Genomic DNA, 20524 nt, shown 5'->3' with positions numbered 1-20524 from the left:
CTCAGTCCATCCCGAGGGGTCCGGCGGACTGCCCCGCGAGGAACTGCTTGACGAACGGGTCCTGGTGCTCGAACGCCTCGTGCGCCGGTCCGTAGTGGACGACCTCGCCCTTCCAGATCAGTCCGACGTAGTCGCTGACCTTGCGGGCGGTCTTGATGTCGTGCGTGACCAGCAGGTACGTCCCACCGTGCTGGTTGTGGACGTCCATGATGATGTCGCAGAGCAGCGAGGTACGGACCGGGTCGAGACCGGAGTCCGGCTCGTCGAACAGCACGATGTCGGGGTTCATCACCAGCGCGCGGGCGAAGCCGGCGCGCTTCTTCATGCCACCGGACACCTCGTTCGGCGCCTTGTGCGCCGCCTTGGCCAGACCGACCTCGTCGAGCGCGGTCATGACCGTCTTCTCGACCTCCTTCTCCGACATCCGCGTGTGCTTGCGGAGCGGGAAGGCGACGTTGTCGTAGAGGTTCATCGAGCCGAACAGCGCACCGTCCTGCCAGCAGACCCCGAACCGGGTCCGCATGTCGTAGCGCTCGTTCTCGCTCATCGACCAGATGTCGACGCCGCCCACGTAGACCGCGCCGCGGTCCGGGGCGAGCAGGCCGACCAGGTGCTTGATCAGCACCGACTTACCGGTACCGGACGGGCCCAGCACGGTGGTGATGGCGTCGTGCTGGAAGTTGAAGTTGATGTTCTTCAGGATCTGGGTGCTGCCGAACGACTTGGCGAGCCCCTCGACCTGCAGGATCGGGTCTGTCCCGTACCGGAACTCCCGGGTCTCGGTCGACCAGCCGGGGCCACGGGTGGCCGTGGCCTGGGTCCCCCCGTCGTGGACGGGTGGAATCTGCTGGGTGGGGTACTCGGAGCCCGATGGCGTGTGCCGCGGCTGGTTCGGCGAGGTCACTGATCCTCCTGGACGACCTGGCGCGTGCCGGCGCGGGGGAGCCGGCACGCGGATCACGTGCTGCGGGAGCGGTCCCCGGAGGCTTCCGGGGACCGTGGACGCGGCGTACGCGTCCTGCGGTGGTACGGGGAACGAGCACTGCGATCCGGGGAGCGGGCGCGGTGCGATGGACCGGGCGGGGGAGCGACGTCCGGTCCGTGGCCGGCTGGGGAGGGCCGGGCCGTGGTGGGGGGGTCTTCGTCGGGGGCGGGGATGTCGTCGGAGTGCGGGACTCCGGGGCCCGGCCGCAGGGGATGTGGCGGCGCGGGCCCCGGAGGGACTCAGTTGGCGATCGGGGAGTTCGTGTCGAGCCCCCAGAAGGCCAGGGTGCCGATCGCGCCGATCGCGGAGATCAGCACCAGGTTGATGATCATCGACTTGGCGGTGGCGCGGCCCACGCCGACCGGGCCACCGGTGGCGTTGTAGCCGTAGTAGAGGCCCACCCCGACGATCACGATGGACTCGACCATGACCTTGGTGAGGGCGGCGATCATGTCGTAGGGGCTCTGGTAGAGCCAGAACAGGTACAGGAACCCGCCGGGTGAGACGCCGCCCAGGTTCACCACCGTGACCAGGTACATGGCCAGGTAGAGGATGGCCAGACCGACGAAGTACATGAACGGCACGGCGATCACGGTGGCCGCGATCCGGGTCCCGACCAGGAAGGACTTGGACTTGATGCCCATGACCTCCATGGCGTCGATCTCGTCGGAGATCCGCATGGAACCGATCTCGGCGACGTAGCCGCAGCCGACCTTGGCCGCGAGGATCCAGCCCCACATGTACGGCGACAGCTCGCGCAGTCCGCAGTAGGCGTCGAACACCGCGGAGTACAGCGGGGCGCCGATCTGCTTGAGCGTGTAGCTGGCCTCCAGGCCGCACTGCCCGCCCATGATGAACATCATGAACCAGATGATCAGCGCGGAGCTGAAGATCAGAATGCCCGCCTGGCGGAACACCTCGGGCACGTAGCGGCGGAACATGTCCGGGAAGTCCCGGACGACGTCGGCGGTGAACCGGCCGATGTCACCGGCCTCGTTCAGGCCGGTCTTCAGCTTTCCCGTGATGGAGGAGAAGCTGACGTCCACGCCCTGCTTCTCGGGTGCCCGGAGCTCGGGCTCCTCGGGTCCGCGGCCGGAGCCACGGTCGTCGAGCTGTGTCATGTCCCCTCCTCCCTACTTGTAGACGCTCATCTGCGGGTTCAGGCCGAGCATGGTCAGCGTGAACACGAAGTTGATGACCCAGACGCCGGCGAACGAGATGACGACCGCCTGGTTGACCGCCTTGCCCACGCCGATCGGTCCGCCCTTGGCGTTGAGACCGATGTAGCAGCAGACGACACCGATGATCAGGCCGTAGAGGGCGCACTTCGCGACGCTGCCCCAGAGGTCGACCGTGTTGAGCAGGTCGAAGAGGGAGCCGTAGTAGCCGGCGTAGCTGGCGTCGAAGATCGGGCCGGCCGCGACGTAGCCGCTGACCAGGCCGACGACCAGCGCCAGGATGTCCAGGACGGCGGTCATGATCGTGCAGGCCAGCACCCGCGGCAGCACCAGCGTCCGGATCGGGTCGACGCCGAGGACCTCCATGGCGTCGATCTCGTCGCGGATGCGGCGGGCGCCGAGGTCGGCGGTGATGGCCGTGCCGACGACACCCGCGACGACCATCCCGTTGATGAACGGGGCGAACTCACGGACCGACGCGAACTCGAAGAACGCCCCGAGCCGGTAGGGGATGCCGAAGGTGTAGAAGATCGCCCCACCGGTCAGGCCGGGGGCACCGAACCCGAACCCGAACGCCGCGAGGGACATCGGGAGCCAGGTGAGCTTGAGGATGTCGAAGCACTGGTCCCGGGTGTCGGCCCAGAAGCCGACGGGCTTGCGGACGGCAAGGACGAACACCTTGACCATCAGCTGCCACATCTCGCCGGCCATCACGAACGGGTCGGCGACCTTCCTGAGTACGCCCGACCCGCCGGGACCCGCCGTCCTGCGCGGTACCTCGACGGTCTCGTCGGGCGTCTGGGTGAGGGTCCCAGGCGTGGTCATAACTCTCCTTCGAGTGCGGGCCGGAAACAGTCCGGGTCCACCGACCGGAAGTGTCGCTCCGCCGGAGAGGGGGTCACACCTCCCGTGGGGGGCGGATCACCCTCCCCCTGGGGGGGTATCGGTGGTGCCGGCGACCGGCTCTGCGGCGTGCTCCGTGGAAAGTGCCCTGCGCTGGGCCCGGCGCTGGATCAGCAGCACCGCACCGAGGACGAGCGCGGCCGACAGGGCTCCCGCCCCGAGGCCGCCGAGCAGTGCCCCGGCCACCGGCTGGACGCCGGTCAGCAGGGGAAGCGCGACGGCGCCGGCCACCACCAGGACGGTGGCGGTCAGTGCGTCGCGGACCGGCCAGGTCGGCGCACGCCAGACCCGCACCAGCCCGATCAGCCCGGTCACCCCCGCGGTCAGCAGGGAACAGCCGAGCAGGTGCACCACCACGGGGTCGCGGGGTACTGGGGAGGTACCCCCCACGGGGGTGGGAACGAGGGCCGCGGGCGGGCCGAGGCGGTCGAGGGCGCGGACGAGCCGGTCCTCCGTCGGGGCGGGACCGGCGGTGCGTGCCACCTCGCTCCAGACGTGCGAACGCAGGTCCTGGCGGGCGGTGGACGACAGGTGCCGGGCGGCGACGTCGAGCCGGTGCAGGTACTCCCGCAGGGGGGTGGGCAGCGCGCCCCGCGACACCCGGGCGCCGGCGGTCACCGGTATCCGGCCGGACCGGCGGCGGCCCGCCCGGAGCGATCGTGCTCGGCACGCAGCCAGTGCGAGACGGCCTCGGCCCGGTTGGCCGCGCCGAGCTTGCGCAGGATGTGCTTGACGTGCGACTTCACCGTGCCCTCGGAGATCACCAGGCGGCCGGCGATGCGGGCGTTGGTGTCGCCGGTGGCCATCAGCCGCAGGACCTCGACCTCGCGGCGGGTGAGCGACGGGTCGACCGGCGCGGAGCGCAGGAAGCCGTCGACGACACTGCGCTGCGGGCCGGTGTGCGCCACCGGGGCGCCCTCGGTGACCCGGCCGTTCTCGCCGTGGCCCCACCAGCCGTCGCCGAGGTCGCCCTCGCGGGCGTCGGTGACGCGGCGGGCGAGCCGGTCGACATCGGCCCGGATCTGGTCCATCTCGTCGAGGACCATCGTGCGGGACAGAGCCTGGCCGAGCCCCTGGGCGTAGAGGGTGAGCAGCTGGCGGTCGAGCGGGTCGACGTTGCGCTGCTGGTAGTAGCAGTCGGCGTGCACGAACCCGGCGACGACGCCGTGCACCACGATGGGCGCGGCGCAGTAGCTGCGCGACATCGAGGCGTCGGCGATCGGCCGGTTGACCCCTGGGCGCTCCTGCACCTCGTCGACCAGCAGGGAGGTGCGCCGGCGGACCATCTCGGACTCGACGATCCGGCCGTCGAGGGTCTGCGGGTGGGTGCGGCCCATCGCGAGGATCTCCTCGGCCCAGGCGGGGTCGCGCTCCACGTGCACGCGCTCGGGGATCCAGAGGGAGTCCGCCACACGCGAGACGATCGAGCGGTCGAAGCCGAGGCCGCAGGCGGTCGAGGCCGCCGTGTCGAGCAGGGCGGTACTGGTGCGGGCCTCGCCGAGCTGCGCGAGCGCGGCGCGGACGCGCTGCAGGGCGCGGTCCTGATGGGCGAGCTGGTCGAGCAGGAGCTGCTCGTCGATCTCCTTGACCTCGCCGAGCATGCTCACCAGCTCCGGCGACGGTGCCGTGCCGGAGCCGAGCGAGGACATGGCCTCGGCCCACACCGACCGCAGCACCGCGCGGGCCGACCCGAGGTCGACGACGTGCTCGGGGTGCGGGAGGCGGCTGTCGTCGAGGAGGCGACGGGCCGCCAGCAGGAGGTCCACCACGCACGACGACTGGGCCCTCGGCATCCGGCGTCCCTGTCCGGGCCATCGGTCGCCGGAGTCACAGCGGCGCATGTAGGCCACGCGGCTCGTGCTCTCGCCCATACCGTTCCTCCTCGTCGAGGTGGCATCCACCGGACGTCGCCGTCGGGTGCGTTGCTCACCCGTGCAACGAGACGGCAACGGCCTGGATGCGACCGTCCACACCCGCAACCCGACACAACTTCCGGTCACGCATGACGGTTTTAGGATGCGACGCGGGTCACGTGTCTGGCAAATCCACGCGGCCGGCGCCACCCGAACACGCTGGTGATGCCCCTCTCGGCCGCATCATCCGGTCACGGCGGGTGGAGAAACCGAACGCTCGGACTGTTTCTCGGAGCGACGGTCGCCACGCCGGTCGTACACAGCAGGTCCACCCGGTCGAGGTAGGCGAGGCGGGGGCGCACCCGGGCCGTCCCCGTCCTGCCGCAGCACCGGGGAGCCCGGGGGTGCGACCCGTCCGTGCTGGAATGGCGGGGTGAGCACCGGCCGGACCTACGCGGGCGCGTCCGCGTCGGACCGCGCCGAGGACCGTCGCCGCCGGCTGCTCGACGCGGGGCTGGAGGTGCTGGGGACCGACGGCTACCGGGCGGCCACCGTGCGCCGGATCTGCCGTGAGGCACGCGTCGCCGACCGGTACTTCTACGAGTGCTTCGAGGGCACCGAGGCACTGCTGCTCGCCGTCTACACCGAGTGCACCGCCCGCCTCCGCGACGCGGTGCCCCCCGCACTGGCCGCGGCGCCCGGCACCGACCCGCTCACGCTGGCCCGGGCCGGCCTCGACGCGTTCCTGCGCGTGGTGGAGGACGACCCGCGGCTCGCCCGGGTGGTCTGGTTCGAGGTGCTCGGCGTGAGCCCCGAGGTCGAGCAGACCTCGCTGGAGACCATGTCCGGCTTCGGGCGGCTGCTGCTGGCGCTCACCGCGGACCACGCCGACCCCTCCCCCGCCGACACCACCGCCACCCGTCTGCGCGCCGACGCCGTCATCGGCGGGATCAGCCACGTCGTCATGACCTGGACGGTGAGCGGGTTCGACCCGCCCCGGGACCGGGTCACGGACGCGCTCGCCCTCTTCCTCGTGGGCGGCACCGGCCTGGGATGACGCCGGTCACCCCGCTATGTGGAATCACGCGTCATCAGATTAGGGTCGCCCACCACACCCCGCTCGTGAGGAGCCGACGATGAAGTCCTTCACCGGTCGTACCGCCGCGATCACCGGAGCCGGGTCCGGCATCGGGCGCGCGCTGGCCCTGCGCCTCGCGGGCGACGGCTGCCACCTCGCCCTGGCCGACCGGGACGCCGCGGGCCTCGCCGAGACCGCCGCGCTCGCCGGGCCGCAGGTGCGGGTCACCACCGCCGAGCTGGACGTCTCCGACGAGAAGGCCGTCTACGGCTGGGCCGACGCCGTGGTCGCCGACCACGGCGCCGTCCACATGATCGTCAACAACGCCGGCGTCGCGCTGTCGGGCACCACCGGGGCACTGTCCCTGGAGGACTACCGATGGATCATGGACATCAACTTCTGGGGCGTGGTCTACGGGACCAAGGCGTTCCTGCCGCACATGGAGACCGCGGGCACCGGCCACGTGGTCAACCTGTCGAGCATCTTCGGCGTCGCCGCGCAGCCCCTGATGAGCGGCTACAACGCGAGCAAGTACGCGGTCCGCGGGTTCACCGAGTCGCTGCGCCAGGACCTCGAGCTCACCGGGTCCCCGGTGTCCGCGACCTGCGTGCACCCCGGCGGGATCCGCACCAACATCGCGAAGGCCGCCCGGGTCGACGACAGCGTCGCCGCCGCCACCGGCCGCCCGGCCGCCGACGCCACCGCCGAGTTCGAGCGGATGCTCACCACGACCCCGGACCGGGCCGCGAAGACCATCCTGGACGGCGTGCAGCGCAACCAGCGCCGTGTCCTCATCGGACCGGACGCCTGGGCCATCGACTCGATGGTGCGGCTGCTGCCGACCACCTACCAGCGGATCGTCACCGGCGTCGTGCGCTCGCGGCGCGGAAAGGGCTGATCCGGGGCGGGGATCCTGGATAGGGTCGCGGGGCCGGGTGATCCCCGGCACACGACCCGAGGAGCCCACCCATGAGCCCCGAGCAGCCACCCGTCACCGCGTTCGGCCCGGACTTCCCCTTCCCCTACGACGACTGGCTGGCCCACCCGGCCGGACTCGGCCGGGTCCCACCGGACCGGCTGGGGACCGAGGTCGTGGTCGTCGGGGCCGGGATCGCCGGGCTCGTCGCCGCCTACGAGCTGATGCGCATCGGGCTGCGGCCGGTCGTGTACGAGTCCTCCCACCTGGGCGGACGGCTGCGCTCGCAGCCCTTCGAGGGTGCCGACGGGATCGTCGCCGAGCTGGGCGGGATGCGCTTCCCCCGCTCCTCGACGGCGTTCCACCACTACGTCGACCTGCTCGGGCTGCCCACCGCGCCGTTCCCGAACCCGCTGACGGAGGCGGCCGGCAGCACGGTGATCGACCTGCACGGGCGGACGTACTACGGCCGGACCCTGGCCGACCTGCCCCCGTTCTTCACCGAGGTCGCCGACGCCTGGGCGAGCGCGCTGGAGGAGGGCGCGGGCTTCACCGACCTGCAGCAGGCGATCCGCGAGCGCGACATCCCGCGCATCCGGGCGCTGTGGGCGGAGCTCGTCGAGGTCTGGGACGACCGCACCTTCTACGACTTCGTGTCCACCTCGAAGGCGTTCTCCGACCTGTCCTTCGCCCACCGCGAGGCGTTCGGGCAGGTCGGCTTCGGGACCGGCGGCTGGGACTCGGACTTCCCGAACTCGATGCTCGAGATCCTGCGGGTGGTGCTGACCGGCTGCGACGACGACCAGCTGCTCGTCGTCGGCGGGGTGGAGCAGGTGCCGCAGGGGTTGTGGACCCGCACCCCCGACGATCTGGTGCACTGGCCCGCCGGGATCAGCCTGTCGTCGCTGCACGGAGGCGGGACCCGCCCGGGCGTCGCGCGGCTGCACCGCCTCGACGCGGACACGATCCGTGTCACCGACGTCTACGGCGGCACCCGCGACGTGTCCGCGGTGCTCACCACCTGCCAGAGCTGGCTGCTGTCCACCCAGATCGACACCGACGAGTCGCTGTTCGGCCAGGAGGTGTGGATGGCCCTGGACCGCACCCGCTACATGCAGTCGACCAAGACGTTCGTGATGGTGGACCGGCCGTTCTGGCGCGACGTCGACCCGGCGACCGGGCGCGAGGTCATGTCCACGACGCTGACCGACCGGCTCACCCGCAGCACGTACCTGTTCGACAACGGGCCGGACCGGCCCGGGGTGATCTGCCTGTCGTACTCGTGGATGAGCGACTCGCTGAAGATGCTGCCGTACCCGGTCGAGAAGCGGGTCGAGCTGGCGCTGGGCGCGCTGCGCAAGATCTACCCGACCGTCGACGTCGGGGCGCACGTGATCGGCGACCCGATCACCGTGACCTGGGAGTCCGACCCGCACAGCCTCGGTGCGTTCAAGGGCGCCCTGCCCGGGCACTACCGCTACAACCGGCGGATGTACTGCCACTTCGTGCAGGACGACCTGCCCGCCGCCGAGCGCGGGATCTTCATGGCGGGCGACGACGTGTCGTGGACCCCGGCCTGGGCGGAGGGCGCGGTGCAGACCGCGCTGAACGCGGTCTGGGGGATCGTCGCGCACCTGGGCGGGTCCACCCCGCCGGACAACCCCGGTCCCGGGGACCGGTTCGCCGAGCTCGCGCCGCCCGCGCTGCCGGACTGATGCGCGTCGCGCTGCTGCAGACCGTCTCCCGGCCGCACGACGTGGCCGGGAACCTCGCCCGGCTCGCCGAGGCGTGCGCCGCCGCGGACGCGGACCTGCTCGTCACCCCGGAGATGTTCCTGACCGGCTACGACATCGGCGCCGATGCGGTGGCCGCGCTCGCCGAGCCGGCCGACGGGCCGTCGGCGGACGCCGTCACCGCGATCGCGAGGACGTCGGGCACGGCGGTGCTCTACGGCTACCCGGAGCGCCACGGCGGACGGGTCGCCAACGCCGTCACCCTGGTCGGGCCGGACGGGACCCGGCTCGCCGGGTACCGCAAGACGCACCTGTTCGGCGCGCTCGACCGGGCCTGCTTCACCGCCTCGGACACCCCGCCCGCCGTCGTGACCTGGAACGGGTGGGGCCTCGGCCTGCTGGTCTGCTACGACGTCGAGTTCCCCGAGACCGTCCGCGCGCTGGCGCTGGCCGGCGCCGACGCGGTGCTGGTCCCGACCGCGAACATGCTCCCCTACGACCACGTGCCCCGGGTGCTCGTCCCGGCCAGGGCGTGGGAGAACCAGGTGTACGTGGCCTACGCCAACTGGTGCGGCACCGAGGGGTCGCTGACCTACGGCGGGCTGTCCTGCGTCGCCGGGCCGGACGGCGCCGTGGTGCGGGCCGGCCGCGACCCGGAGCTGCTGGTGGCCGAGCTGGACCGGTCCGCGCTGGCGGTGTCGCGGCGGGCGAACCCCTACCTGGCCGACCGCCGCCCCGACCTCTACGGCTGAGGGTCCGGCCGGGGGCCCGCCAGCAGGATCCACTCCAGGCACCCGCCGGGCCCGGGGGCGAGCACGTCGACCCGGTGGGCGTGCCCGCCCGCCACGTGCACGACCTCGTACGCGGCGAGATCCACCGACGGCCCGCCGGCCTCGACGCCCACCCGGGCCCGGCCGGCGAGGACGACGAGCAGCCGGTCGCACGGCGCGGCCGGGGCGTGCCACGCCCCGGCACCGGGGGTGAGCGCGAACCGTTCCAGGGCGAGGTCGCCGTAGCCGTCGTCGCGGCCGACGAGCAGCTGGCGCGACACCGGGGCCGGTTCCGGCGCCGGATGGTGCGCGGCTGCCGGCGTCGTGCCGATCGTCGCGGTCATGGCCTGCCTCCACTCATCTGAGCGGTCCCAACACCGTCGAGTACACGGCTGCGGGCACGGACGGTCAACATCACCGGCCGATGCGCGCGCTACGGTGCTCAGATGAGCGGTGACGACGATGCACCCGCCTGGGGCCCGGCCCGCCGGGTGCTCGCGGCCGAGGTGGCCGAGCAGGTGCTGCTGCACGGGCGGTCCCGGATCGCGGTCGGCACCGAACTGGGGCTCAGCCGGTTCCAGGTGGCCCGGCTGCTGGACGCGGCCCTCGAGCGGGGACTGGTCCGGGTCGACATCGACCCGGGCGCGGACGTCGACGCGCGGCGCTCGTCCGCCGTCCGCGCCGCCCACGGGCTGCGCCGCGCCCTGGTCGCCCGGGACGACGGCGGGGTGCCCGCGCTCGCCGCCGCGCTGCTCGCCGAGACCGTCGGCACCGGCGACGTCCTGGGCCTGGCCTGGTCCCGGACGGTCAACGACGTCGTCGGGCTCCTCCCCCGGCTCGCGCGCTGCACGGTCGTGCAGCTGTGCGGCGCCTACTCGCTGCCGTGGCGGCGCGACGGCTCGGCCACCGCGGTGTTCCGGGCCGCCGCGCTGTGCGGCGGCGACGCCTACCCGGTCTACGCGCCCCTGCTGCTGCCCGACGCCGACACCGCCCGCGCGGTGCGGGCCCAGCCGGGCGTCGCCGACGCGCTGGCCCGCTGCGCCGCGCTGGACACCGCGGTCGTCGGGATCGGGGCGTGGCGGGCCGGGCACTCCACCGTGCACGACGTGCTGACCGCCCCCGAACGACGACGGCTGGCCGCGGGCGGCGCGGTCGGCGAGGTCGTCGGGCTGCTGATCGACCGCGCCGGCCGGGTCCTCGACAGCGGACCGGCGCACCAGCTCGTCGCGGCCGGGGAGGCGGACCTGCGCGCCGCGGGCAACGTGATCGCCCTGGTCAGGGACCCGGAGCGGGCCGACGCCACCCGCGCCGTGCTGCGCTCGGGCCTGGTCCACACCCTGGTCTGCGACGCGGCGACGGCCGACGCCCTGCTCGCCCCGGGCGATGGGCGGCACCCGCCGGGCGGCGCCTGAGGTACCGGCCCCGGCCACGACGCCGTGGTGCTCACCAAGCGTCGGGCTCGACCTCGGCGGTCATGTCCCGCCACGCCACCGGCTCGGCGCAGTGTGTACAGGTGAGCCGGGGCTCGGCGGGTGGCCGCAGCCGCGGTGCACCAGCCGGACCGGCGGGACGTCGACGGCGTACCGGTCGCAGCCGGTCGTCGAGGACGTTGCTGCGCCCGCCCGCTACGTGCACTGCACCTTCACCGAGGTCCCGCCCGGCAGCGTCTCCGTGGCCGGGGAGCCGGTGGAGGGCCCGCGGATGGTCGGGCTGATCCACGACGGCCGCTCCCCCGAGGTCCGGGCCCGGCTGCTGCACGGGATCGCCGACGCGTGGTGCGCGGTCACCGGGGACGCGAAGTCCGACGGGGCGATCTTCCTGCACGAGGTGCCGCGCGCCAACGTGCTGGAGGACGGCGAGATCCTGCCCGAGGCTGCCGACGACCCGGTCGCCGCGCACGCCTGAGCTCGGGAGCGGGCCGGCCCTCTCGGCACGGGGACCGGCCCGGGGCGGTCAGGTCCCGGTGGCGAGCCGGTTCTCGGCCGAGGCCAGCGGGTCGTAGCTCGGCTCCATCAGCATCTCGTGCAGGTGCCGTCGCCGGACGCCCATGTTGCCGCCGTCGTACACGGGGAAGCACAGGACGTCCTGCATGATCCCGGCGATCGGGGTCTCGGTGGTGTAGGCGTCCACGCCGACCAGGCGCATCGCGTCGTAGACCACGTCGACCGACCGCTCCGAGGCGTAGATCTTCGTGATGTTGGCGAGCTCGCGGTCCTTGCCGCCGGTGCGGTCGAAGTGGTCGGCAGCCTTCCACGCCAGGTACCGGGTCGCCTCGATGCGGATCTTGATGTCGGCGAGCATGTACCCGGCGTTCTGGTACTCGATGACCGGGTGCGGGCCGGAGCGGCTGTCGGTCCTCGCGAACTCGTAGGCGTAGTCGAAGGCCGCCCGCATCCGCCCGACGCAGGCCGCGCCGATCGGCGCGCAGGTCCAGGTGAACGCGCTCTTCACGATCTCCATGCCGTCGCCGGGGCCCCCGATCATGTTCGAGAGCGGGACGCGGACGTCGCGGAACTCGACGCGCGGCGAGTTCGCGGCGCGGTGCCCGATGGTGTCGAGCATGCCGGTGATCTCCACGCCGGGTGTGCCCCGCTCGACCATGACGACCGCGAGCGACTCCAGTGGCGGCAGTGCCGGGTCGGTGCGGCAGACGACCGCGATGAGGTCGGCGCCCTGGCCGTCGAAGCCCGAGGCGTTGGTGGTGTAGTGCTTGGAGCCGTTGAGGACGATCTCGTCGCCCTCGATCCGGGCGAAGGTCTGCACCCCGACCTTCGGGTCCGGCGAGTCGTAGTTCGCGCCGCCGGTGACCTCGGTGTAGGCGATCGCGGCGAGCTTCGGCTCGGTCCCGCAGAAGGCCGGCAGCCAGCGCTGCTTCTGCTCCTCGGTGCCGAAGTGGACGACCGGGTACAGCCCGAGACCGGTGCCGAGGATCGCCGTGGGGGTGTTGACGTCGACGCGGGCCAGCTCCTCGACGGCCAGCACGAACTGCAGCGAGGTGAACCGGCCGCCGCCGTACTCGGCCGGGATGAGCGCCTTCACGAACCCGGCCTCGACCATCTGCCGGTAGAACGGCTCGATGGCGTAGAACCGCTCGGCGGGCTGCGGGTGCGGGGCGATCGCCGGCTCGACGCCGGTCAGGACGGTGTCGGCGAACTGCCGGGCCTGCTCGCGCAGGGCCAGCTGCTCGGCGTCGAGGGAGAAGTCCAGTGTCATCGTCGAATACCTTCCGGTCGGGCCCCGACCCGACCGTGGGGTCAGGGACGCGACGCGATGGTGGCCGTCACACCCCGTCCCGGGATCGAACCGGTGCGCACGGCGGCCGGTACCGGCGTGCACGCTCCGTCCGGGCCGCGGTCGACGTACTCCGACGGCAGGCAGCCGTGCTGGGCGCGGAAGACCCGGTTGAGGTGGGACAGGTCGGCGAAGCCCCAGCGGGCGGCGAGCTCGGTGAGGGTCCCGGTCCGCGCCGGGGCGGTGAGCTCGCGGGTGCACCCGTCGAGGCGCAGGGCCATGACGGTACGGGAGAAGCTGCGGTCGGTGCCCTCGTAGAGCTGGTGCAGCTTGCGGACCGAGATGCCGAAGCGGGATGCGACCGCGCCGGCCGAGGTGTCCCCGGTCCGCAGGTGCGCCGCCAGGTAGCGATTGACCGCGGCCCGCAGACCCGCGTCGAGGTCCGCGCGCCCGGTGTCGCGCAGCTCGTCGGAGCCACCGGCCGCGGCGGCGAGCAGCGTGGTGAACGCGGTGTCGGCGGCGTCCGCGCCGGCCGGGTCGAGCGCGTCGAGGCCGTTCCAGGTGGACAGCATGGTGGAGGCGACGATGCGGGCCATGCCGGGCGCGGTGCCGTCGTGGGTCGTCGCGGTGGCGCCGTCGAGGTCGACGACCAGCGGCAGCAGCCGGGCGCGCGGCACCCGGAACGAGACGCAGCGCCACTCCTCGGTCCGGTCGTCGGCGACGAACTCCAGCCCGTACTCGCGGGTGGTGTCGAACAGCGCGAAGCCGCCCGGCTCCACGACGCAGCGGCGCCCGGCCTGGGTCCCCACGCAGTGACCGCTGATCTGCAGGTTCACGAACACGTGGTCGGTGACGGTGCGCCGCACCTCGGCCGCGCCGTGGGTGATGAGCTGCGTCGCCGACGACACCTCGGCACAGTTGGTCGCGGTGAGCCTGCTGGAGCGCACCCAGCTGCGGATCTCGCGCGCGTGGGCCCGGCCGGTCCGCCGCGCGCCGGGCAGCTCCGCGGCGAGCGGAGTGAACGCCTCGCAGATCACCTCGCGCCAGTAGCTGAACTGCTCACCGGCCGGGCGGTCCTCAGTGGTCCAGTAGCGCACTCGGGGCCTCCTCGACAGCTCGCATCGGCTCCGCCGGCGTCGGCGCCGTGAGCAAGGACACTATCTCGCAGGCGCCTCGGAACCCAGGTTCCGGCGGGGGTACGCGGGGTGAGCGCGAAGCATGACCGCTCCGGGGTACATCGGTGTTTCCGCCGGTGAACTCCGGGTCACGACCCGGCTCGCGGGTCAGCAGGGCCGCGGACCCGCCGATCCGACCGGGCCGGTGACCGGGCGCAGGGAGGCGTCGCCGCCGGCCCGGGCCGGCGCCGCGCCGACGACCAGGTCCGCCGGCTTCACGTCGCGGTGCAGCAGGCCCGCGGCGTGCGCGGGCGTCCAGGGCGTGCGCGGCGCGCACCTCCCGCCGGAACCGCTCGACGACGACCGGGTCCCCGGCGAGGTGGGCGGGCAGCACCGTCAGCGCGACCTCGCCGCCGTGGCGGCGGTCGTGGGCCCGCAGCACGACCCCATCCCCCGGCCCCGAGCCGTCCCCGGATCTCGAAGTCCCCCAGCACCGCACCGACGGCCAGGTCCTCGTCCATGACCCCACCCCTCCCGCGTCGTGTGACCGTTCTACCGGCCGGCGGGGTCCCGTCGATCCGCAGCGCTACGCAGATCCGGCCTCGGGCCGCATCGTGGCCAGCAGCGCGGGGTGGTCGGTGGTCCCGCCCAGGTCGATCACCCGGGTGCGCGCAGCGGCCGCCGCGGGGATCACGACGACGTGCTGGACCCCGTCGTCGGCGGCCGGTGCCGACCCCGGGGGCAGACAGGACCGCAGGTCGAGGTCGTCGGCCGCCCCCAGGTTGAGGTCGGCCCCCACGACGACCGGTCCGGCGTCGGCGCGGGACCGCAGGCCCGCGACGACGGTGTCGAACAGGTACCCGCACTGGGCACGGGTGACGGCGCGGTCGGTGTAGGCCAGGTGCGAGGTGCAGACCCCGAGCGGGCCACCCGCGGTCGTCGTGTCCAGGCAGAGCCAGGCACGCTCCTCGGGGTCACGCGGGTCCTGCGCCGGGTGGATCCCGGCGCTCGCGACGCTCGACGGGGCACGCGAGACCACGCCGATGCCGTACTCGTCACCGTTCGCGCAGCGGTACGGCGCGCCGGTATCGCGCTCGCGGGCCGGCTGGAACGACGACGATGTCGACGACCCCGGCGCGGCCCCGGCGAGCGCCCGCTCGATCCGCTCGACGCCCGCGCGGCACACCTCGTTGAGGGTGACCGCGTCCGGCATCTCGGTCCGCACGAGATCGGCCGCGGCCTCGACGGCTCGCCCGGTGTAACAACCGGCGATCCCGCTGTCGCACAGGTTCATCTGGACGACCGTCACCTCCGGGGTGTCCGGCGGGCCGGGCGACGCGGGAGCCGCGGACCCGGGCGCGCAGGCGACCAGGAGCGGGAGCGCACCGGCGACGACCGCCATCCGCAGGCGACGGGACCGCGCGGCGGGGGAACGGTGACCGGGCACACCTCCATGATCCGCCCGAACCGGACGAACCGCATCCGGGCCCACCGTTTCCCGCGCCCGCCACGTGGTACCCGGTCCCACGCCGTGCGCGACACCCCCGCGGTGGCGCAGGACAGCGGTGACGAACGAGCCGAGGAGGCACCCATGGGAGCGGACGACAAGGTCGACAACAAGACCGAGGAGCTCGCCGGCAAGGCCAAGGAGACCGTCGGCAAGGTCACCGACGACAAGGAGCTCGAGGCCCAGGGCCAGGGCGACCAGGCGAAGAGCAACCTGAAGCAGGCCGGGGAGAAGGTCAAGGACGCCTTCACGAAGGACTGACCGGCTCCTGTCGGCGCGACCCCTCGGCCCCGGTCACGACGTGACCGGGGCCGAGAGTGCGAGTCGGCCGATCCGGACACGAGAACGGCCCCGACCATAGGTGCTGGTCGGGGCCGGATCCTGATGTGTGCGCCCGAAGGGATTCGAACCCCTAACCTTCTGATCCGTAGTCAGATGCTCTATCCGTTGAGCTACGGGCGCGTTGCTGTCTCTAGCGTAGCAATCTTCAGTTGTCGGCCGGCGACCGGTGTACCCACCGCCGTGCCGGTGCGGAGGCTCCGGGATTTGAACCCGGGATGGGGGGTTACCCCAAACCGCATTAGCAGTGCGGCGCCATAGACCAGACTAGGCGAAGCCTCCCCGGTGCCTGACGGCCACCAGCGAGCACAACACTACACGGGCATTCCGGCCGTCCGGAACCGGGGTCCCCCTGGCCGGGGACCCCCGGTCCGCCGCAGGTCAGGACCCTGCGAGGGCCACGAACGGGGTCAGCGCGTCGGGATTCTGGAGGGCGCCGGCCGACACCGCCTTCTCCGGCGCGGTGCCCGCGAGGATCTTCTTCACCGGGACCTCGCACTTCTTGCCGTTCAGGGTGCGCGGCACCGCGTCGACGACGACGAACCGGTCCGGCACGTGCCGCGGCGAGAGCTCTTTCCGCAGCAGCGAGCGCAGGGTCGGCTCGACGTCGTCGAGCGCGACGCCGTCGTCGAGGACGAGGAAGCAGAGCAGGGCCCCCTCCTCTCGCTCGCCGAGCGCGGTCGTGTCGATCACCAGCGAGTCCGCGACCCCGCCGACGTTCTCGACGACGGCGTAGAAGTCGGCGGTGCCCATCCGGACCCCACCGCGGTTGAGTGTGGAGTCCGAGCGACCGTAGATGACGTAGGAGCCGCGCGGGGTGCGGCGGACCCAGTCGCCGTGCCGCCAGTTGCCGGGGAAGTCCTCGTAGTAGGACTCGCGCAGGCGGGTGCCGTCCGGGTCGTTCCAGAACATGACCGGCATCGACGGGGTCGGCGTCGTGATGATCAGCTCGCCGACGTCGTCGAGCAGGTCGGTGCCGTCCTCGGCCCACGAGCGGACGTCGGAGCCGAGCGCCGCGCAGGAGAGCTCGCCCAGCCACACCGGCACCGTGGGGGCGCTGGTGAGGAAGGCCGCACAGACGTCGGTGCCGCCGGAGACCGAGCAGATCTGGATGTGCGACCCGGCGGCCTCGCCGATCCAGCGGAACCCGTCGACCGACAGCGGCGCGCCGGTGGAGCCGAGCGCGCGCATCGCGGAGAGGTCGTGGTCGTCGCCGGGGCGCAGGCCGGCCTTCATGCAGGACTGCACGTAGGGGGCGGAGACCCCGAACAGCGACACCCGGTGCCGCGCGGCGAGCGCCCACAGCGCGCCGAGGTCGGGGTGACCGGGGCTGCCGTCGAACATCACGATGGTCGCGCCCACGAGCAGGCCGCCGACCAGGAAGTTCCACATCATCCAGCCGGTGGTGGTGAACCAGAAGAACCGCTCCCCCGGCCCGAGCCCGTGCTGCAGACGCATCGCCTTCAGGTGCTCCACGACGATGCCGCCGTGGCCGTGCACGATGCCCTTGGGCAGGCCGGTGGTGCCCGAGGAGTAGAGCACCCACAGGGGGTGGTCGAACGGGACGGGCGTGAACTCCAGCGGGCCGGGCTCGGCGGTGAACCCGGCCCAGGTCGTCGTGCCGTCGAGGATCGCGTCGGGGTCGAGATAGGGCACGAGGACGGTCGCGCGCAGCGTCGGCAGCTGTCGCTGCAGGTCGGCGACCTTGTCGCGGATGTCGAAGCCCTTGCCGTTGTAGCGGTACCCGTCGACGGCGACGAGCACGGCGGGCTCGATCTGGGCGAAGCGGTCGTGCACGGCGCGGGCGCCGAAGTCCGGCGAGCAGGACGACCAGATCGCGCCGAGGCTCGCCGCGGCCAGGAACGCGACCAGGGTCTCGACGGAGTTCGGGGCGAGCGCGACGACCCGGTCCCCCTGTCCGACGCCGGCCCGGACGAGCCCGGCACGCGCGCGGGCGACCTGGTCGCGCAGCTCGGCGTGGGTGACGGTGCGCTCCAGGCCGTCCTCGCGGACGAACTCGACGGCGATGTCGTCGTCGGCGCGGCCCGGGCCGGGGGTCAGGGCGTGCTCGGCGTAGTTGAGGGTCGCACCCGGGAACCACTGCGCGCCGGGCATGTCACGGGAGCCGAGCGTGGCCGTGGGGCGGTCGTGGAACAGCACCCCGGAGTACTCGGCGACCGCCGACCAGAAGCCCTCCAGGTCGGTCACCGACCAGGTGTGCAGCTGCGCGTAGTCGGTGACGTCGGACAGCGGGGCGCTCCGCTCGTCACGCGCCCAGGTCGCGAACCGGACGATCTCGGTGTCCGCCACCCGGTCCGGGTCCGGGCTCCACAGGAGCTCGGGGGTGTCCGGATCGGTGACGGTCTGCGGCGACGACACGGGCGGCATGCCCCGAGCATCCCCGACGGCCCCGGCCGCGCACCAGTGGCCGGACCCCACTCCGGCCCGCCGCGACAGGGTGCCCGTCACAGGGGGACGGTCAGGCCGGGGCGCCGACGAGCGGCGGCGCGAGCCGGGCGAAGGCCTCCTGCCGCTCGTAGGGGAAGTACGGGTAGGGCGCGGGGCGGTGCGAGGCCGCGTCCAGCCGGGCGACCTGGTCGTCGTCCAGACGCCAGCCGACCGCGCCGAGGTTGTCCTCCAGCTGCGCCAGGTCCCGGGCGCCGACGATCACCGAGCTGACGGTCGGGCGGGAGGTGAGCCAGTTCAGTGCGATCTGGGGCACCGTGCGGCCGGTCTCGGCGGCGATCGCGTCGAGCACGTCGACGACGTCGAACAGCAGGTCGTCGGGGACGGGCGGGCCCGCCTCGGCGGTGGTGTGCAACCGGCTCCCCGCGGGCAGCGGGGCGCCCCGCCGGACCCGGCCGGTGAGCCGCCCCCAGCCCAGCGGGCTCCAGACCAGGGCGCCGACGCCCTCCTCGTGACCCAGCGGCATGAGGTCCCACTCGTAGTCGCGGCCGACCAGCGAGTAGTACACCTGGTGCGCGACGGGCCGCGGCCACCCGTGCCGGTCGGCCAGGTCCAGGGTCCGCACCAGCCGTCGCCCGGGGTGGTTGGAGACGCCGGTGTAGCGCACCTTGCCCGACCGGACGAGCACGTCCAGCGTCGCGAGCACCTCCTCGGGCGGGGTGCCCGCGTCGTAGGCGTGCAGCTGGAACAGGTCGATCCGGTCGGTGCCGAGCCGGCGCAGGGCGTCCTCGACGGCGCGGACCAGGTGGAGGCGCCCGGCGCCCGCGTCGTTCGGGCCGGGGCCGGTCGGCAGGCCGGCCTTGGTCGAGATCAGGACCTCGTCGCGGCGCTGCCGCAGCGCCGCCCCGAGGACCTCCTCCGACCCGCCGTCGGAGTAGACGTCGGCGGTGTCGAACAGGGTCACCCCCGCGTCGAGGCACCGGCCCACCATCCGGCGCGCTCCCGCGACGTCGACCGACCCCCACGCGCCGAACAGCTCGCCGCGCCCGGCGAACGTGCCCGCGCCGAAGCTCAGGACCGGGACCTGCAACCCGCTGCGACCCAACCGTCGGTACTCCATGCCCGTCCTCCTCTAAAGGAACTGTGGTTTCTTTAGAACGTAGCACGTCAAACGGGACTCGGGTTCCGTCACGGGTTAGGGTGGGCGCCGTGCCACCGGAGATGAGCAGGCCGGGCGGCCGGACCGCGCGGGTCCGGTTCGCCGTGCTGGCCGCGGCGGGCGACGCCCTGATCGAGCTCGGACTGCCGGGCCTGGACCTCGCCGAACTCGCGCGCCGGGCGGGTGTCGGCAAGACGACGGTCTACCGCCGCTGGGGCAGCGTGCCCGCGGTGCTGGAGGACCTGGTCACCGACATGATCGAGACCTCCGCCCCGCGCGCCGACACCGGCACGCTCGACGGCGACCTGCTCGCCAACGCCGAGCTGGTCCGATCCACACTGGCCGACCCGCGACAGGGGCCGCTGCTCGCCGCACTGGTCTGCGCCGCCGTCGACGACGCCGGGACCGCACGCGCGCTGCGCGGCTTCTACGACGCCCGGACCGCCGTCTGGGAGCCGTGCGTCACCGACGCCGTGGCCCGCGGCGAGCTACCGGCGGGCACCGACCCGGCCGGCGTCGTCCGCGCGGTCTCCGCCCCGCTCTACCACCAGCTCCTCACCCGCGGGACGCGTCCGGACACCGCGGACGCCCACCGTGCGGCCGCGGCGACCGCGGCCGCCGCGCGCGCCGGGGTCTTCGTCAGCGCAGGTGCGCGTCGAACCAGTTGAGGACCCGCTGCCAGGCCTCGGCGGCCGAGTCCGGGTCGTCGTCGAAGCGGTAGCCGGTGCTCGGGTAGATCACGACGTCGGTCGCCTTACCGGAGGACGCCGCGGCGTCGCGCAGGCGGGCGACGGCGTCGGTGTCGGAGGCCTCCGAGTAGATGCCCAGCCAGGGGCAGGTGAGCTCGGGCGCGGTCTCGACCAGGGCGGGCAGGCTGGACCACGGCGACGACTCGATCCCGCCACCCGCGACCGTGACCGCCGCGCCGAGGGTGCGGTTCGCCGCGACGTGCAGCGCGACCGTGCCCCCGAGGTCGAACCCCAGCACGCCCATCCGGTCGGCCTCGATACCCACGTCGCCCAGCCAGCCGAACGCGGTGTCGCAGTCGTCCATGACCTGGCGCGGCTCGAGGCTGCCGACGTGCTCGGCGACCTCGGCGTCGGAGCCGTCGGCGAGGTCACCGCCCGCACCGGCGTCGCGGTAGAGGTGCGGGGCGACGGCGAGCCAGCCGTCCGCGGCGAGGCCGGTGACGAGCAGCCTGATCGAGTCGGTGACCCCCCGTGCCTCCTGCAGGACGACGACACCGCCGCGGACCGGGCCGTCGGGTTCGGCCACGGTCAGGCGCAGCTCGCCCCCGTCGGTCAGCGGCACGCCCTCGGTCCGGACAGCGGTCGTCGTCATGACGTCACTC

Annotated in this window: 20 protein-coding genes and 2 tRNA genes; 8 read left to right on the top strand and 14 right to left on the bottom strand. The window is 73.2% G+C overall.

Translation table 11 applies throughout. The features are described 5' to 3' along the window. Position 1: 1 nt before the first annotated feature. The 5 genes from ATL51_RS17535 to ATL51_RS29480 all read right to left on the bottom strand — a co-directional run bounded on the left by ATL51_RS17535 (position 2) and on the right by ATL51_RS29480 (position 4859). Complete coding sequence (locus tag ATL51_RS17535) at positions 2–748, bottom strand: ABC transporter ATP-binding protein (RefSeq protein ID WP_051050105.1); 747 nt, start codon at positions 746–748, stop codon at positions 2–4. A gap of 476 nt (positions 749–1224) precedes the next feature. Then, a complete protein-coding gene (locus ATL51_RS17530; RefSeq protein ID WP_062399364.1) occupies positions 1225–2106 on the bottom strand; it encodes an ABC transporter permease in 882 nt (293 codons plus the stop codon). A 12-nt stretch (positions 2107–2118) separates the two neighbouring features. Next, positions 2119–2988 carry an MlaE family ABC transporter permease gene (locus tag ATL51_RS17525; protein ID WP_301549064.1) on the bottom strand — a complete coding sequence of 290 codons (870 nt, stop codon included), beginning with the start codon at positions 2986–2988 and terminating at the stop codon, positions 2119–2121. Positions 2989–3084: 96 nt separating this feature from the next. Continuing rightward, positions 3085–3684, bottom strand: a complete 600-nt coding sequence (locus ATL51_RS17520; RefSeq protein WP_100879229.1) for a hypothetical protein — start codon at positions 3682–3684, stop codon at positions 3085–3087. Continuing rightward, on the bottom strand, positions 3681–4859 hold the full coding sequence (locus ATL51_RS29480) for a LuxR C-terminal-related transcriptional regulator (protein ID WP_157818411.1): 1179 nt from the start codon (positions 4857–4859) through the stop codon (positions 3681–3683). Before ATL51_RS29480 ends, ATL51_RS17520 begins: the two co-directional genes overlap by 4 nt. Before the next feature lie 493 nt (positions 4860–5352). Here ATL51_RS29480 and ATL51_RS17510 point away from each other — a divergent pair, with 493 nt between their 5' ends. The 4 genes from ATL51_RS17510 (at position 5353) to ATL51_RS17495 (ending at position 9398) form a co-directional block, all read left to right on the top strand. Beyond that, positions 5353–5976, top strand: a complete 624-nt coding sequence (locus tag ATL51_RS17510; protein ID WP_073575631.1) for a TetR/AcrR family transcriptional regulator — start codon at positions 5353–5355, stop codon at positions 5974–5976. A 79-nt stretch (positions 5977–6055) separates the two neighbouring features. Then, on the top strand, positions 6056–6895 hold the full coding sequence (locus ATL51_RS17505) for an SDR family NAD(P)-dependent oxidoreductase (protein WP_073575630.1): 840 nt from the start codon (positions 6056–6058) through the stop codon (positions 6893–6895). A 71-nt stretch (positions 6896–6966) separates the two neighbouring features. Further along, positions 6967–8628, top strand: coding sequence for a flavin monoamine oxidase family protein (locus ATL51_RS17500; protein WP_100879227.1), 1662 nt, complete (start codon positions 6967–6969; stop codon positions 8626–8628). Continuing rightward, positions 8628–9398 (top strand): carbon-nitrogen hydrolase family protein, encoded by a 771-nt coding sequence (locus tag ATL51_RS17495; RefSeq protein ID WP_073575628.1) that lies wholly within the window; start codon positions 8628–8630, stop codon positions 9396–9398. The genes ATL51_RS17500 and ATL51_RS17495 overlap by 1 nt, the downstream gene beginning before the upstream one ends. Here the strand turns inward: ATL51_RS17495 and ATL51_RS17490 are convergent. Further along, entirely contained in the window at positions 9389–9760 is a 372-nt protein-coding gene (locus ATL51_RS17490) for a hypothetical protein (protein ID WP_073575627.1), read from the bottom strand. The genes ATL51_RS17495 and ATL51_RS17490 overlap by 10 nt on opposite strands. A 102-nt stretch (positions 9761–9862) precedes the next feature. Between ATL51_RS17490 and ATL51_RS17485 the strand changes: the two genes are divergently transcribed. Together ATL51_RS17485 and ATL51_RS17480 are read left to right on the top strand one after the other, a co-directional pair. Further along, entirely contained in the window at positions 9863–10828 is a 966-nt protein-coding gene (locus ATL51_RS17485; protein ID WP_100879226.1) for a sugar-binding transcriptional regulator, read from the top strand. A 91-nt stretch (positions 10829–10919) separates the two neighbouring features. Continuing rightward, entirely contained in the window at positions 10920–11321 is a 402-nt protein-coding gene (locus ATL51_RS17480) for a hypothetical protein (protein WP_157818410.1), read from the top strand. Positions 11322–11369: 48 nt separating this feature from the next. Here ATL51_RS17480 and ATL51_RS17475 read toward each other — a convergent pair whose 3' ends face one another. From ATL51_RS17475 to ATL51_RS17460, 3 genes are all read right to left on the bottom strand, one after another. Then, positions 11370–12629, bottom strand: coding sequence for an acyl-CoA dehydrogenase family protein (locus ATL51_RS17475; protein ID WP_100879224.1), 1260 nt, complete (start codon positions 12627–12629; stop codon positions 11370–11372). A gap of 41 nt (positions 12630–12670) precedes the next feature. Further along, entirely contained in the window at positions 12671–13744 is a 1074-nt protein-coding gene (locus tag ATL51_RS17470) for a helix-turn-helix domain-containing protein (protein ID WP_100879223.1), read from the bottom strand. Between the two features lie 604 nt (positions 13745–14348). Beyond that, the gene (locus ATL51_RS17460) at positions 14349–15209 is read right to left on the bottom strand and encodes an endonuclease/exonuclease/phosphatase family protein (protein WP_157818409.1); all 861 of its coding nucleotides are present in this window, start codon (positions 15207–15209) and stop codon (positions 14349–14351) included. 144 nt (positions 15210–15353) lie between these two features. Here ATL51_RS17460 and ATL51_RS17455 point away from each other — a divergent pair, with 144 nt between their 5' ends. Next, positions 15354–15530, top strand: coding sequence for a CsbD family protein (locus ATL51_RS17455; protein ID WP_062404020.1), 177 nt, complete (start codon positions 15354–15356; stop codon positions 15528–15530). A 128-nt stretch (positions 15531–15658) separates the two neighbouring features. On the opposite strand, the gene ATL51_RS17450 is transcribed toward ATL51_RS17455, so the two are convergent. From ATL51_RS17450 to ATL51_RS17435, 4 genes are all read right to left on the bottom strand, one after another. Then, a tRNA-Arg gene (locus tag ATL51_RS17450) sits at positions 15659–15731 on the bottom strand. A 69-nt stretch (positions 15732–15800) separates the two neighbouring features. Continuing rightward, positions 15801–15890 (bottom strand) — tRNA-Ser (locus tag ATL51_RS17445). 99 nt (positions 15891–15989) lie between these two features. Beyond that, the gene (locus ATL51_RS17440; RefSeq protein WP_100879220.1) at positions 15990–17996 is read right to left on the bottom strand and encodes an acetoacetate--CoA ligase; all 2007 of its coding nucleotides are present in this window, start codon (positions 17994–17996) and stop codon (positions 15990–15992) included. Positions 17997–18087: 91 nt separating this feature from the next. Further along, entirely contained in the window at positions 18088–19134 is a 1047-nt protein-coding gene (locus ATL51_RS17435; RefSeq protein WP_100879219.1) for an aldo/keto reductase, read from the bottom strand. A gap of 89 nt (positions 19135–19223) precedes the next feature. On the opposite strand from ATL51_RS17435, the gene ATL51_RS17430 reads away from it, so the two are divergent. Beyond that, entirely contained in the window at positions 19224–19841 is a 618-nt protein-coding gene (locus ATL51_RS17430; protein ID WP_208623013.1) for a TetR/AcrR family transcriptional regulator, read from the top strand. Here the strand turns inward: ATL51_RS17430 and ATL51_RS17425 are convergent. Then, on the bottom strand, positions 19813–20514 hold the full coding sequence (locus ATL51_RS17425; protein WP_073575620.1) for a dienelactone hydrolase family protein: 702 nt from the start codon (positions 20512–20514) through the stop codon (positions 19813–19815). The genes ATL51_RS17430 and ATL51_RS17425 overlap by 29 nt on opposite strands. Positions 20515–20524: the final 10 nt, after the last annotated feature.

It is taken from the genome of Pseudonocardia alni (assembly GCF_002813375.1).
Classification (GTDB): domain Bacteria; phylum Actinomycetota; class Actinomycetes; order Mycobacteriales; family Pseudonocardiaceae; genus Pseudonocardia; species Pseudonocardia alni.
This window is presented reverse-complemented; position numbering and strand designations above follow the sequence as displayed.

Bases quoted from the DNA above. Each gene is read 5' to 3' on its own strand.
- ATL51_RS17435 (WP_100879219.1), bottom strand. From the start codon at position 19,134: ATGGAGTACCGACGGTTGGGTCGCAGCGGGTTGCAGGTCCCGGTCCTG.
- ATL51_RS17440 (WP_100879220.1), bottom strand. From the start codon at position 17,996: ATGCCGCCCGTGTCGTCGCCGCAGACCGTCACCGATCCGGACACCCCC.
- ATL51_RS17490 (WP_073575627.1), bottom strand. From the start codon at position 9,760: ATGACCGCGACGATCGGCACGACGCCGGCAGCCGCGCACCATCCGGCG.
- ATL51_RS17455 (WP_062404020.1), top strand. From the start codon at position 15,354: ATGGGAGCGGACGACAAGGTCGACAACAAGACCGAGGAGCTCGCCGGC.
- ATL51_RS17530 (WP_062399364.1), bottom strand. From the start codon at position 2,106: ATGACACAGCTCGACGACCGTGGCTCCGGCCGCGGACCCGAGGAGCCC.
- ATL51_RS17475 (WP_100879224.1), bottom strand. From the start codon at position 12,629: ATGACACTGGACTTCTCCCTCGACGCCGAGCAGCTGGCCCTGCGCGAG.
- ATL51_RS17495 (WP_073575628.1), top strand. From the start codon at position 8,628: ATGCGCGTCGCGCTGCTGCAGACCGTCTCCCGGCCGCACGACGTGGCC.
- ATL51_RS17425 (WP_073575620.1), bottom strand. From the start codon at position 20,514: ATGACGACGACCGCTGTCCGGACCGAGGGCGTGCCGCTGACCGACGGG.
- ATL51_RS17500 (WP_100879227.1), top strand. From the start codon at position 6,967: ATGAGCCCCGAGCAGCCACCCGTCACCGCGTTCGGCCCGGACTTCCCC.
- ATL51_RS17505 (WP_073575630.1), top strand. From the start codon at position 6,056: ATGAAGTCCTTCACCGGTCGTACCGCCGCGATCACCGGAGCCGGGTCC.
- ATL51_RS17485 (WP_100879226.1), top strand. From the start codon at position 9,863: ATGAGCGGTGACGACGATGCACCCGCCTGGGGCCCGGCCCGCCGGGTG.
- ATL51_RS17525 (WP_301549064.1), bottom strand. From the start codon at position 2,988: ATGACCACGCCTGGGACCCTCACCCAGACGCCCGACGAGACCGTCGAG.
- ATL51_RS29480 (WP_157818411.1), bottom strand. From the start codon at position 4,859: ATGCCGAGGGCCCAGTCGTCGTGCGTGGTGGACCTCCTGCTGGCGGCC.